General features: G+C 41.1%; 5 protein-coding genes. 2 read left to right on the top strand and 3 right to left on the bottom strand.

Annotation, left to right across the window (positions count from 1 at the left end):
* Positions 1-53: 53 nt before the first annotated feature.
* Positions 54-488 (bottom strand): peptidylprolyl isomerase, encoded by a 435-nt coding sequence (locus ACOMC3_RS04560; RefSeq protein ID WP_420318347.1) that lies wholly within the window; start codon positions 486-488, stop codon positions 54-56.
* 106 nt (positions 489-594) lie between these two features.
* Here ACOMC3_RS04560 and ACOMC3_RS04555 point away from each other — a divergent pair, with 106 nt between their 5' ends.
* The gene (locus ACOMC3_RS04555; protein ID WP_420318346.1) at positions 595-2,976 is read left to right on the top strand and encodes an ABC transporter permease; all 2,382 of its coding nucleotides are present in this window, start codon (positions 595-597) and stop codon (positions 2,974-2,976) included.
* A 56-nt stretch (positions 2,977-3,032) separates the two neighbouring features.
* Here the strand turns inward: ACOMC3_RS04555 and ACOMC3_RS04550 are convergent, their stop codons facing one another.
* The gene (locus tag ACOMC3_RS04550; RefSeq protein ID WP_420318345.1) at positions 3,033-5,195 is read right to left on the bottom strand and encodes a glutamine synthetase III; all 2,163 of its coding nucleotides are present in this window, start codon (positions 5,193-5,195) and stop codon (positions 3,033-3,035) included.
* A 139-nt stretch (positions 5,196-5,334) separates the two neighbouring features.
* Between ACOMC3_RS04550 and ACOMC3_RS04545 the strand changes: the two genes are divergently transcribed.
* On the top strand, positions 5,335-6,033 hold the full coding sequence (locus ACOMC3_RS04545; protein WP_420318344.1) for an RsmE family RNA methyltransferase: 699 nt from the start codon (positions 5,335-5,337) through the stop codon (positions 6,031-6,033).
* Here ACOMC3_RS04545 and ACOMC3_RS04540 read toward each other — a convergent pair whose 3' ends face one another.
* Positions 6,034-14,649, bottom strand: a complete 8,616-nt coding sequence (locus ACOMC3_RS04540; protein ID WP_420318343.1) for a T9SS type A sorting domain-containing protein — start codon at positions 14,647-14,649, stop codon at positions 6,034-6,036.
* Positions 14,650-14,688 lie beyond the last annotated feature (39 nt).

Raw genomic sequence — 14,688 nt, 5'->3', positions numbered from 1 at the left:
TAGAGTTGTTAGTCTTTAAAACATAAAAAGCCTGCATTTTGCAGGCCATTGAGTTAATCATTTATTACTACCTTCTCCATTACATCATCTTCCTTTATTTGATCGATCACATCAAGTCCGTCAACCACTTTACCAAAAACTGTATGATTGCGATCAAGGTGTGAAGTATTATCTCGACTGTGGCATATAAAGAATTGCGACCCTCCTGTATTTCTTCCAGCGTGCGCCATCGAAAGAACGCCTCGATCATGGTATTGATTATCACCATCTAACTCGCAATCGATTTGGTAACCTGGCCCTCCGGTACCATCGCCTTTAGGACAACCACCCTGAATTACAAAGTTTGGAATTACACGATGAAATGTTAAACCGTCATAGTAACCATCAGTAGCCAGGTCTACAAAATTCTTAACTGTATTAGGAGCATCTTCCTCGAAGAATTCAATTTTCATTACTCCTTTTTTTGTATGTATTTCTGCTGTTTTCATATTGATCGCAAAGTTAACTCATCTGTTAAAAAACCTTAATTGTGATGGGTGAATGAAACTATTGTTATCACGCTGAGTATCTCTTTAAGTCACAAACTCAAAACCTATGATCAAAAATTATTTTTTGGTGGCCATCCGTCACCTAAAGCGCCAACCTGGATATGCACTACTTAATATCCTTGGGTTAACTATTGGTATAGCGTCGGCAATGCTTATTGTTCTTTATCTCAATCAAGAGACAAACTTTGATAAGCATCACCCGAATGCCAATAATATTTATAGAATTTCAGCAGACATTAAAGAACCGGATAATGCATTTAAATGGGCGGTTTCCCAACCGCCATTAGGTAAAACTGTAAAAGAGGAATTTAAGGAAGTATCACAGTTTACACGCTTTGCCGGAGGAGGCAATACTCGGTTTAGATACGAAGACCGCAATTATGAAGCGGAAAACTGGTACCTGGCAGACTCTTCGGTTTTTGAAGTATTTGCTGTGGACTTCATTCAAGGAAATCCTGAAACTGCATTGAACGCTCCTAATAGTGTAGTCATTAGTAAGACCCTGGCCGACAAAATTTTTAAAGGTGAGAACCCAATGGGAAAGATCCTTGAAACGGAACGATTCTCATACAAAGTCAATGGTGTTTACAATGACATACCTGTGACATCTCATATAAGACCGGATGCAATAGCTTCATTTAGTACAAATGAACAATATGCAAATTCTCAAAGTTGGGGTGGATTTGGACTGTATACGTATGTCGTGTTAAATGATGGAGTCGATCCGCAGCATGTTGAGAACCGACTCAATGATGAAATTATACCCAAATATGTAGCCACTATTTTTGATGATTTTGATATTAAAGTCAAGTATGAGTTGATCAATATACAAGACATTCATTTGTATTCAGACTTTCAAAATGAACCTTCCGCTCTTGGTAATATTGATTACATCTACATTTTCCTGGTAGTAGCAATATTTCTAGTACTAATCGCATGTATTAACTACATGAACCTGGCAACCGCAAGATCTATGCGTCGTGCATTGGAAGTTGGCATCAGAAAAGTAATGGGTGCTGTTCGAGGTGCGCTGATCAGGCAGTTCATGATAGAGTCAGTTCTCATAGCATTGGTTTCAATGTTTATAAGTATCCTACTTTTGTTGATACTAGTCCCTGCAATCAATTCACAGCTTGGTACAGCTTTGGAAATCAGAGATTTAGCTTCTCAAAATATTATTCTAACGCTGTTAGGAATTTTAATTTTTACAGGCATTGTCAGTGGGTCATATCCTGCTTTCTACCTTTCTCGATTCAGCCCAATCCGGGCAATAAAGGGTGGCTCTGGGAGTAAACGAACCGGGAATGTTTGGTTAAGAAGAGTATTGGTGGGAATACAGTTTTCCATTTCCATTTTCATGTTGATAGGTACACTTGTCATCTATCAGCAGATGCAATACGTAAGAAATGCTGATCATGGCTTTAACAAAGATCAGGTAGTCAATTTCAGTCTGAATAGAAGCACCAGTGAAAAATGGGAGACCCTGAGAACCGAACTTCTCACAAATCCTAACATAGCCAATGCGTCCACATCTATGGCGGTTCCAGGTAATGGATTTGGAAAAAATGTAATGTCAGTGGAAACGGATGAAGGAGTGATGGAGATTTACGGTGTAGACTTCTTTGGTGTCGATTATGATTATGTAGATGTTTTAGACATTGAAATTGTTGAAGGAAGGAATTTTTCACGAGAGTTCCCAAGTGACACGGCATCTGGTGTATTGGTGAATGAATCCATGGTAGAAAGATTTGGATGGGATAACCCGATTGGAAAAAGATTTCAATTTGATCAGGACAGTACAGTATTTCACAAAGTAATTGGTGTAATTAAAGACTTTCATCATAGATCACTCTATAATCCTATAGAGTCGTTCATGATATTTCCTAGGATGAACAATCGACAGGCAATGGTTAGGATTTCAGGTGATATAGAAGCTGGACTTGACCATATTGAAGTAACGTGGAATGAACTTTTTCCTAATGTGCCTTATGAATATCAGTTCCTTGATCAAAACTTCATGCGCGATTACGAAAGCGATCAGTTAAGAGGACAGTTATTTTTAGGCTTTGCGATTATGATGATTATCATTTCAGGCTTAGGACTTTTAGGCTTGGCATCTTTTACAGCCGAACAAAGAACGAAGGAGCTAAGTGTGCGAAAAGTATTAGGAGCTGATGTTAAAGGGCTAGTACTTTTGTTAGTCAAAGACTTTATTTGGTTAGTTGTAGTGGGTGCGATTCCAGCATTTATTATTGGCTATAAAATTATGAATGGTTGGTTGAATGATTTTGAATACCACACAGAGATTAGTTTCGTGATCTTCTTTGTTGTATTGATCATTGTGGCTTTGTTTGTCATGCTGACCACTGGCTTTCAAGCTTATAAAGCTGCGACAGCTAATCCATCAGAAAATCTTAAATATGAATAAAAACAAAAAGCCCCATTTCGCATAAGCGAATGAGGCTTTAACTTTTAATTTATCAACTACCTTAAAAACAACATTTCTCGATATTTTGGCAATGGCCAGTCCTCATCGTCAACAAGCAACTCCAACTTATCAACCGCATATCTTAAAGGCTCAAAGTATTTGTTTTTAACATTATCGCAATACTCGATGGCCTTTTCTCTAGGCTCTTCAATCTTGTTAATTCGCTTTCGCTCCTCGGTCATTTCATGTGACAATCTTCTTACATTATTGATATGAGTAGATACTTCTTCAATCGTCTTTTTAATCTCAGTTGCATCTAATCCCAAATCCATTAATCCTTTTGCATTCTTGATCAATTGTGATTGATACTTTGTAGCGGTAGGGATGATCATATTACTGGCAATGTCACCCATCATTCTAGACTCAATTTGAACCTTCATTATGTAGTTTTCTAATCGAATATCATGACGAGCCTCTATCTCTACCTTGTTCATCACCTTATGCTTTTCATAAAGTTTAATTGCCTTCTCGGAAATTGATGCATCCAATGCTCTTGGGGTGTCCTTGATGTTGCTTAGTTTTCTTTTCTCGGCCTCTTTCACCCATTCATCAGAGTAACCATCACCTTCAAATCTAACTGGCTTGGATTCTTTAATGTAATCCCTAAGAACATCTATTATTGCTAATCTTTTTTCTCTACCCCCATCAATTAATTTATTCACTTTCTTATAGAAATCTGATAACTGCTCCGCCATGATCGTATTCAGCACCATCATTGGATCAGATACATTAGCATCCGATCCTACAGCCCTAAATTCAAATTTATTCCCTGTAAATGCGAAAGGAGAGGTTCGGTTTCTATCTGTGTTATCAAGAATTATTGATGGAATTTGATCAATCCCTAATTTCATGTACAGGTTTTCTCCCTTTTCTACCATTATATCACCTGACTTTTCAAGCTTGTCAAGGACTTTTGTCAGTGTAGAACCAATAAACACTGAAATAATAGCCGGAGGTGCTTCATTAGCGCCTAACCTAAAATCATTTCCTGCTGATGCAATACTTGATCTAAGCTGATCAGCATATTCATGAACCGCCTTAATGGTCGTTATGAAAAATGTTAGGAATAGTAAATTTTCTTTAGGACTACTGCTTGGTTGATATAAATTAACTCCTGTATCTGTAACCAATGACCAGTTGTTATGCTTGCCACTACCATTTAATCCAGCAAATGGTTTTTCATGGAAAAGGACCCTAAGACCATGTTTATTAGCCACTTTTTCCATTACATCTTTAAGCAATTGGTTATGATCAGTAGCTTCATTTACCGGACCATACATTGGAGCAGCCTCATACTGACCTGGCGCCACTTCGTTGTGACGAGTCATCAATGGAATTCCAAGTCTATGAGATTCTATCTCATATTCTTTCATGAAATCGTATATTCTTGACGGAATAGTCCCAAAGTAATGATCATCTAATTGCTGACCTCTAGCAGGATTATGCCCATAAACTGTCCTCCCTCCCATAACCAGGTCTGGTCTTGCATTATATAATGCTTTATCAACTAGAAAATATTCTTGTTCCCATCCTAGTGATGCATTCACTTTTGATACATTCCTATCGAACAGACGGCACACTTTAACAGCAGCTTTATCTACTGCTTCAAGTGCTTTTAAAAGTGGTGCTTTATGATCTAATGCTTCTCCGGTGTACGCAACAAAGATGGTGGGAATACAAAGAGTCTTACCATAAATAAAAATTGGTGAGGAAGGGTCCCATGCGGTATACCCGCGAGCCTCAAAAGTACTTCGAATCCCACCATTTGGAAATGATGAGGCATCAGGTTCCTGCTGAACGAGTTCCGATGCTTTGAAATTTTCAATTCCCTTGCTTGGATCGAAAAAAGAATCATGTTTTTCAGCAGTGGCACCAGTTAATGGCTGAAACCAGTGGGTGTAGTGTGTTACACCTCTTTCCATGGCCCAATTTTTCACAGCTGCTGCGACAGCATCAGCAGTTTCAATATCAATTTTCTTTCTATTCTCAATTGAATCAGTCACACGCTTATATACCTCGGGTGAGAGTGTATCCTGCATTTGGCCCTTTGTGAAGGCCATTTCACCGAAATAATCAGAGATGCGTTTAGAAGGTGCCTTTACATCGACCTTCTTCCTGTTTTGAACTAAATTAAGAGCTTGGTGTCTTAAGTGTGCCATGGTTTATATTATTCAAGTGTATTTTTGATGCTCAAAAGTACTTATTTTTTGCAATTCAATAATTAACAGGTTTCTTTTTAATCCTTATTTCAATTGATTTACATCAAATAATGGATTTCAGAGCTGAATTTTTATCCTGATGACTATTTTTTATCAAAATTCTATCCAAGGTGATAAAGGAACTCTCTCTGAAGAGGAGTCAAAACATTGTACTCAGGTATTGAGACACCAAACAGGAGATAAAATTTTAGTTTATGATGGTTTAGGAGGAAAATACAAAGCTATTCTGACAGAAGTTTCTAGAAAATCGTGTGCATTTGAAGTATTAGAATCATCTGTATCACAGAAGAAGAATTTTAGCATTCACTTAGTCATAGCCCCTACTAAAAATATGGATAGAATGGAATGGCTTATTGAAAAGTTGAGTGAAATCGGAGTAGATGTCGTCACATTCATTCAAACAAAACAAAGTGAACGTAGAAAAATACGAATGGATCGGTTGGAGAAAAAGGCTATATCTGCAATGAAGCAATCTGGGAATCCATTTCTGCTTCAGTTGAACAGTCTAGTTTCACTTGATTCAATTTTTGATTTGATCGATACTGAGGTCAAGCTCATTGCTCATGTAGACCAATCACATAAGCATTTAGGTGAGTTCGTTAAAGCAAATAAATCCACCACAATCCTGATTGGGCCGGAGGGAGATTTTAGTCTAGATGAAGTAGAGCGCGCAAAAAATGCCGGATTTCAAACGGTCTCTCTTGGCGAGAATACCTTAAGAACAGAAACAGCAGGCTTAATGGCCTGCTGTGCTGTAAATTTTATTAATAAATATTGATTATTTGATCATAATCTTATGTTTATAAACATTTCCTGATTGTTCAACTGTGATGAAATAAATGCCAGCATCCATGTTATTTAGAGGCTTAATTTTCTTGTCAATAATGGAAGACCCTGGAATGGATTCCTTATGAAAAATCCGGCCTGAAATGTCTGTCATTTTTATATGAACTAGTGCGTGAATATCGCTGCTTGATATTCTTAGATTCAGGTTATGTTGATCAGTAGGATTTGGATACGTAGCAACATGAAGATCACTATCATACTCTTCATGGTTTACTTGTATTATTTGGTGTACTTCAAACTGACCGTCATAATCAACTTGTCTTAATCTGTAATAATTAACTCCAGCAATTGGCTTACTGTCTCTATAATCGTAATCAATCAATTCATTGCTATTTCCAAACCCTTCTACTTGACCGATCGCCTCAAAAGAAAGTCCATCAGAAGATCTCTGAATCTCAAAATATGCGTTATTGGTTTCACTGGCTGTAGACCAATAAAGGTAAGTGTATGAGTCTTCGGCTTTTCCTTTGAAATAAACCAACTCCACTGGCAGTGGATTGGTGGAGGAATTATATAGGTAGTCAGGAACTGTATTCACTTCCTGCCCTTGTGTGAAATCGTCAGACCAGTCTCCATTAGTATTATTGTCTTCTGCACTGGTTAAAGTTCCATCATTGTCATCATCGGTATCCTGCCAGTTTCTTTGATCTCCTCCATCTGAGTTAACCACAGCAGCATTCGATCCTGTTGCGTTGTTAGCATTACCAGAAGTGACTGTATCAAATCGATCATCAAGCCCATCCTGATCAAGATCGGAACCTATGGCTGTTCGATCAGCCACACCATCCTGATTTAGGTCATGACCCTCGATGGAGTCAGGCACACCATCACCATCCGCATCGGTATCCAAATAGTCTGGTGAGCCTGCCGTATCTGTATTAACTATCGTAATTGCAGTCCCTCCATTGTCAGTATCATACCTGTTGTCTAAACCATCGTTATCACTATCCATTTGATTAGGAGCTCTGTACGATGAGGAAGCCTGACTTTCTCTGTTATCAGTAATTCCATCCCCATCACTATCAATATCCTTATAGTTTACCAATCCATCTCCATCGGTATCTGTAGTTCCCTCTGTTGCATCTGGCAAGCCATCACCATCACTATCTAAATCCAGGTAGTCAGCCAATCCATCACCATCAAAATCATCTGGCAAGCTTGCGAATCCTCCTTCATTTGGATCAACGGCATCCAACACACCATCCCCATCAGCATCGGTAGAGCCATCAACTACTCCATCGTCATTCGCATCTATATCTGATGGTGCACGCTGTTCCTCTTCTAAATCAAATATGGTATCACCATCACTGTCCAAATCAATGTAGTTTTCGTTTCCATCTCCATCCTTATCATCAGGAGTAAGTTGACTTCCAGGATTCTCGGAAAAATCGACTATGTCGGCCAATCCATCAGAATCCGAATCAGTCAGTGTGTCAACCACCCCATCGCCATTAGAGTCTGTGCCTCCGGCTTCTATAAGATCAGGGATACCATCATTATCTGCATCTCTATCTATTCGATCCGCTAAACCATCACTATCCGTATCTGGATCTGCCAATGGCGTTCCATCAACATCATTAACAATTCCATCATTATCTGAATCATTAGCTAAAGCATATGACATAATGAATCGGCCCTCTGGTGTCATATTAGCCGGAAGGGTTCCTCCATTCGCTTCTATTGCATCCGGAATACCGTCATTATCTGAATCTAAATCCAAATCATCTGTAATACCATCTCCATCAGAATCACCTGTGCCTTCGGTTGCATCAGGAATACCATCATTGTCATCATCTCCATCAGAAGCATCTACAATTCCATCACCGTCAGTATCGCCAACTACAGGAGTATCCGCTTCCAGGTAGTCATCCGTACCATTGGTGTCTCCATCAGTTGTTTCATTGATGGTGTCTATAGTATCATTATCATCATCTGCATCACGATAATCTTGTTCATCAATTGTATCAGTGTTTTGTAAACCTGGTGCAGATCCACCATTGTCAGGATCAAATGCATCCAAAACTCCATCATTATCGGTATCGGTATTACCTTCAGATACATCAAATACATCGTCAGCGTTTGCATCCCAATCGGCTGTACCGTCACTGTTGGTATCGCTTCCTTCTATTACATCCGGTACTGAATCTCCATCACTATCAGTATCCTGAAAATCCGGTGAACCATCTCCGTCGGTATCAACCACGCTAATGGGAGTTCCTCCAGAGTCAGAATCATAATTATCATCAATACCATCCCTGTCTGCATCTGCACCAGCTGGGGCTGTATACCCGGCGGTCGTTTGTGCTTCCACCCCATCACTTATTCCATCGTTATCACTGTCAGCTTCCAGGTAATCATCGAAACCATCACCATCGGTATCTGCCACAATCACAGCAGAGCCTCCCGAATCTGTGTTATACCGATCATCGAAACCATCGCCATCCGTATCAGTAAACCCATCTAATCGACCGTTACCATCAATGTCAGCCAATCCGTTTTCTATAGCATCCACCACACCATCACCATCTGCATCCACATCAAAAACATCAGTCAGTCCATCACCATCTGTATCAGGTAAGGCCAATGGTGAACCGTCGAATAAATCCACAATTCCATCACCATCTGTATCAGTAAGGTCATCGGCAATACCATTATTGTCAGCATCTGTACCTCCCGCTTCCAGGAGATCAGACATTCCATCATTGTCTGAATCCCGATCTTTTTGATTTGGCACACCATCAAGGTCGGTATCGAAAATATCATTAATACCATCGCCATTACTATCAACAAAGGCTCCCAATGTGCCGTGTACAAAATCGGTATCGAGGTAATTCGGAATTCCATCAGAATCTGCATCTGCACTTGGGTCTTCACCAAAGCCTTCATCGCTATCGGGCACACCATCATTATCAGAATCCGGATCATTGCTATCTAAAACTCCATCATTATCAAAATCTGTATCTACGTGCAAGTAGTCTGGACTGGCACCTCCTTGTGTAAAGTCATCACTCCAGTTTCCATTGGAATTATTATCTTCATTATTAGTAGGAATCGCGTCCCCATCGTCATCAGGATCTCTCCAGTCCAGTATGGCATCCGTATCTGAATTTTGTGTAGATGCCTGACTCCCCGTAGCATTTCCGGCAGCAGGTCCGCTTACGGTATCGAATCTGTTAGAAAGCCCATCATTGTCGCTATCCGCTTGAGATCCGGTGTTGTCGTTAGCTCCATCTTGATTAGAATCAGAACCTTCTATTAAGTCATAAACCCCATCGTTATCTGAATCTAAGTCGCGGTAATCATTAACTCCATCACCATCACTATCCTGAAGTGAAATGGCCGTTCCGGAATTATCCGAATCATACCGATCATCAATGCCATCCTGATCGGTATCTACATCTAGTGGTGCATTATACCCAGTTGTCGGCTGACCTTCTATGTTGTCTACGATACCGTCATTATCAGCGTCGATATCAAGGTGATCAGGAAAAGCATCAAAATCTGTGTAAACAAGCGTTATTGCAGATCCGGAAGCATTAATGTCCACGGCATCATTCAACCCATTGGCATTGGTATCGGTAAAGCTATCGAGTGCTCCATCTCCATCGGCATCAGTTCCATTGGCTTCAATGGCATCTGTTAGTCCATCGTCATCTGAATCCCTGTCAAAAGCGTCGATCAGACCATCTTCGTCGGTTGATCTAGGAGTAATTGCTGAACCTCCGTTATCCGGATCCACATCATTGGCAATGCCATCATTATCTGTATCGTTTGCAGCTACATAGGCTGATGAAAATTGCCCATTAGCATTCATATTAGCCGGTAAAGTTCCTCCTCCATTTTCCAATGCATCGGGGAGACCGTCATTGTCAGAATCCAAATCGCTGCTGTTAGGTACCCCATCACCATCTGAATCAGTGTTTGATAATGCAGTCCCTCCGTTGTTGGCGTCATATGTGTCATGCAGCCCATCATTGTCCGTATCATTCGCACTTACAGTAGCTGCAGGATATTGTCCATCGGCATTCATTCCGGTAGGAAGCACACCTCCATTTGCTTCTACGGCATCCGGTACTCCATCATTATCTGAATCCAAATCGAAATGATTAAGCACACCGTCCTGATCACGATCGAAGTTGTCGTTGATGCCATCTCCATTTCCATCTATGTATCCAGCAATATCACTGTCCGCATAATTTGGAATTCCATCAGAATCAGCATCTGCACTAGGATCTATTCCTCCGCCTTCATTGATATCTGTGATGCCGTCATTGTCTTTATCCTGATCCAGATCATTGTTGGTTCCATCACCATCTGTATCGGACAGGTAGATATAATCCGGAACAGGCGATCCTCCCTGGGTAAAGTCATCAGAGAAGTTAGCATTCCCATTGAAATCTTCATTGGTGGTTAAAATACCATCAGCATCATCGTCTGCATCTCTGTGATCTGCTTGTGAATCACCATCCGTATTTTGACGAGCTACGTTTGAGCCTGCTTCATTTCCAACAGCCGGACCCGAAACATTATCAAAATTGTCGTCCAAACCATCATTGTCCGTATCAGTCCCAGATACTGTGGCATCAGCCACTCCATCCGCACTCGCGTCATTTCCTTCAATTAAATCACTGATTCCGTCATTATCAGAATCAGTATCAAGGTAGTCAGGTGTACCGTCTGAGTCGATATCGAATGTACCGCTTGCTGTTCCTGAATTATCGGTATCATAGTTATTATCCAGGCCGTCTCCATCAGTGTCTACATTGGCAGAAGCTGTATATCCTGCAGAAGTTTGACCCTCGCGGTGATCGGTAATGCCGTCATTGTCACTGTCGATATCCAGGTAGTTTGGAAATGAATCAGCATCCGAAGATGTTATACCTAAGGCTGTCCCATCTTCACTGGAGTCATATATATCAAGCAAACCATCACCGTCGACATCTGTAGCACTGTCAGATCTTCCATCTCCGTTGGTATCCGTACCTCCTGCTTCTACGACATCCGGTATCCCATCCCCATCTGCATCTACATCAATTCTGTCATCACGCCCGTCTCCATCCGTGTCAGGATTCGCTAATGGAGTACCATCTACATCATTAATGATACCATCTCCGTCTGTATCATTAGCCTGAGCATAAGGAATATTAAACTGACCATCGGCCGTCATATTCGCGGGAAGTGTTCCTCCATTTGCTTCTACAGCATCCGGAATACCATCATTGTCTGAATCAAGATCCAGATCATCGGTAATACCATCACCATCTGTATCTCCTGTTCCTTCGGTAGCATCCGGAATTCCGTCATTATCCGAATCTCCATCCGCAGAGTCGAGCACCCCATCCAAATCAGTATCAGGAGCGCAATCGTTAAAACTGTAGCTAACTGCATCAATTCGGAGCGTTTCTCCTCCATCCAGAATCTCAGTCAGTTTGATATATCGTGCCCCCGGTGAAACATTCACTGTAAACGTATAGTCAGTGTAAGTTTGATTATTGTCGAAATTTAAGTCTATAGGGGCTCCATATAGCGAGTTGTCAGCCGAAAACTCAACTCTGATATCTGTACTCCCAGTTCCAGAACTTCTTAACCGTACAGTTACATCTTCACCCTGCCGAACTTCATCGGTCATATCCAGAATCAGAATAGCGTCGGATTCATTACCCATGCGCGCACCTACACCATCTGACACTCCAAGCGCATTCGTGCCAGGCTCACCTGCTGTGACACCAAACGAGTAGATAACGGCATCTGCATTGCCAGAAATAAGTGGTCCGGTAGCTGTACAAGAGGTATTCACTACCAAATAGTTTGGAGCTGTCGGCTCAATGGAGGTTAGGATTCCATCATTATCATCGTCATTATCTCTGAAATCCGGAGAAAGATCTGAATCGGTATCCTGAAGAGCTACGTTGGTTCCACAACCATAAGACTGACCTCCTCGGTAGGTTATTACTAAAACAGGATTGTTTTCTGCAATACGGGTATTGGTAGAAGCGTCACCTGAGTTTCTACTAAATCGGAAGACCATACTATTCCCTGAAGTCCAGCCTCCCTGACCGATAATTTCATTAATAATCGAGGTGATATCCACTGTTCGTTGATCTTGTCCCTGTTCACCAATAGCTGTCCATTGATTGGTGATTGTCCATTGCTCATTTTGCACAGTAGGAGTTCTTCCACTGACATCCCCGTTAGTAGCTGAAAAGTCAGCAGGAGCAGTGGATAGCTCTCCATAAATATCTACAATTACCGTTCCTGTTGGCGCTGTTTCATCTGTTTCAAACTGAATATATGCGCTCAAAATGGTATTTGTGTTATCTACAGCAACAGACCCAAACTTCACTCCAACAATCTGCTCATCATTAGCACCCACATCATAGGTTAGTTCAAGATCACTACTCCCTATGTCCATAATACCGGTTCCTGTCTCCTCTTCTGCATAATCAGAAGCAATTGGATTTATCGTTGTGATTGAAGAACAATCATTATCAAACGCATCATCAATACCATTTCCGTTTGTATCCGTTCCTGTTAAGGCTGCATCCGCAGTTCCATCAGCATTTGCATCGTTTGCCTCTATAAAGTCTGAGATGGAGTCATTGTCAGAGTCGGTATCGTAGTAATCCGGAGTACCATCCTGATCGTGATCGTTTGGATCAATTGGGGTTCCACCAAAGGTAATGTCCCAGTAGTCAATAATTCCATCGTTATCACTATCAACAATAAGCTCAGGTCTTTCTGTCTCACTCGTAGTGTACCCTTCATTGGTATCATCAATTCCGTCGTTATCACTATCTAAATCCAGGTAGTTTGGTAGCTCAGTTAACCCATTTGCGCTTTCATACGCTTGATCAGTATTGGTAATGGTCAAAGGGGAAGAGAGCAATGCATCTGATATTCCATCTTGATTGGTATCCGTAAATCCATCAATAATGCCATCGTTGTTAGCGTCCGTGCCGCCTACTTCTATTACATCCAATATACCGTCATTGTCAGCGTCCGGATCCCAATAATCTGTTATTCCATCACCATCCTGATCACCATTGGCTAGTACGGAAACGCCCGATTCAGCAGATGTTTCAGCCAGGTCCGGCATTCCATTCGCTCCAACAGCGCCACCTATAGTTGCCGTAGAGCTGTTGTAACCGGTTGGTTCTGCTCCGCCATTTGCTTCAATTGCATCCGGTATACCATCATTGTCACTGTCCAAATCCAAATACCTTGGAATGCCGTCATAGTCTAAATCTTCTGTTCCTTCTACTGCATCCGTCAATCCATCATTATCACTATCCAAGTCGTCGCGATCAAGCACACCATCCCCATCACTATCACCCGTTCCTTCGGTAAAGTCCATGATTCCATCTCCATCAGTATCAGTTGATGCTCCTGCCCCAAATTCATTTCCGGAATCTGTTTCAGCAAAGTTGACATTATCAGTAAATGTTGCGGTTTGAAGATTCGTTGTGGTTAATGTATAGTTAGTCGGGAGGGTGCTTGCATCTACATTGATTAACAATTCTGCGGTTGTGGCAATATAAAATGAGAATTGGCCTAGACTGTTTGTTGTAACTGCTTGTAACAGATTATCGCCACCATCGAGCGCACCACTGCTATTGTTATCCAAATAAAGGTTTATGGTCACTCCAGCAAGTCCTGGTTCTCCATCACGTGTACCATTGAGGTTGTTATCGTTAAATAGTGTCCCTGAAACAGTATTAGCATCGGTAACTAATGCGGATAAGGCCTCAGTATCTGGTCCCGTTCCTGTATTATTATCTCCGAGAGTGACACCACTTGTCATTACCGCTGTGGCCGGATTAATTTCATAAAAGTTAGGGTCACTGGTGCCTCCAAGAGATCCATAAAGTGTTCCGTTATTGGCAAATGCCATACCTTCCACATCCTGAAAGGTCAAATCGCCAATTACCGTAATAGCACCGGTGTATTTATTGATGTTAATAAGTTGATCTACATTCCCGTTATTAGAAACGGCAAACATTAACCCGGTAGTTGGGCTGATAGCTATATCATCTACATCATCATAAATCCCTGCACCATCTATTACTATATAATCCACACCCGGACCAAACGCATCTTCAATAAACTGCCCAGTGCTAGCATCTATCTGAAAGATGAGATCATATTGTCCATTGGTGCCTCTCCGCTCTGATGCCCATAAAACCCCTGAAAATGGATCAAAAGAGAGTCCGTCTACATCAGAAATAGTAATAGCCCCTATACCTCCATTCAAAGCTCCCGCTGCATCAATCTGTGAAATAAAAGTATATGCTCCAGTGCTTAGGTTAAGAGTACCCAAATCATTGCCATTTGCAGCATAGAGGACATTATTTCCTGGAATGGGCCAGAACGCTATTGCTTCAATGACTCCAACACCAGTACCACCTATTTGTGTACTTACACCTGTATCAACATTCAGCTGCCAAAGGGTGTTGTCGTCATCATTGACGTAGTAGAAAATGTTGGATGGACCTGCGAATACACAAAGTGATGCTATTAAAACAAATGCGCTTAAAAGTAACCTTTTCATTATTTAGTGTGATTGTAAGCTTAGAATGTCTAAATCTAA

This window comes from Ekhidna sp., from assembly GCF_965212185.1.
In the GTDB taxonomy this organism is placed as follows: domain Bacteria; phylum Bacteroidota; class Bacteroidia; order Cytophagales; family Cyclobacteriaceae; genus Ekhidna.
This window is presented reverse-complemented; position numbering and strand designations above follow the sequence as displayed.

Bases quoted from the DNA above. Each gene is read 5' to 3' on its own strand.
- ACOMC3_RS04560 (WP_420318347.1), bottom strand. From the start codon at position 488: ATGAAAACAGCAGAAATACATACAAAAAAAGGAGTAATGAAAATTGAA.
- ACOMC3_RS04545 (WP_420318344.1), top strand. From the start codon at position 5,335: ATGACTATTTTTTATCAAAATTCTATCCAAGGTGATAAAGGAACTCTC.
- ACOMC3_RS04540 (WP_420318343.1), bottom strand. From the start codon at position 14,649: ATGAAAAGGTTACTTTTAAGCGCATTTGTTTTAATAGCATCACTTTGT.
- ACOMC3_RS04550 (WP_420318345.1), bottom strand. From the start codon at position 5,195: ATGGCACACTTAAGACACCAAGCTCTTAATTTAGTTCAAAACAGGAAG.
- ACOMC3_RS04555 (WP_420318346.1), top strand. From the start codon at position 595: ATGATCAAAAATTATTTTTTGGTGGCCATCCGTCACCTAAAGCGCCAA.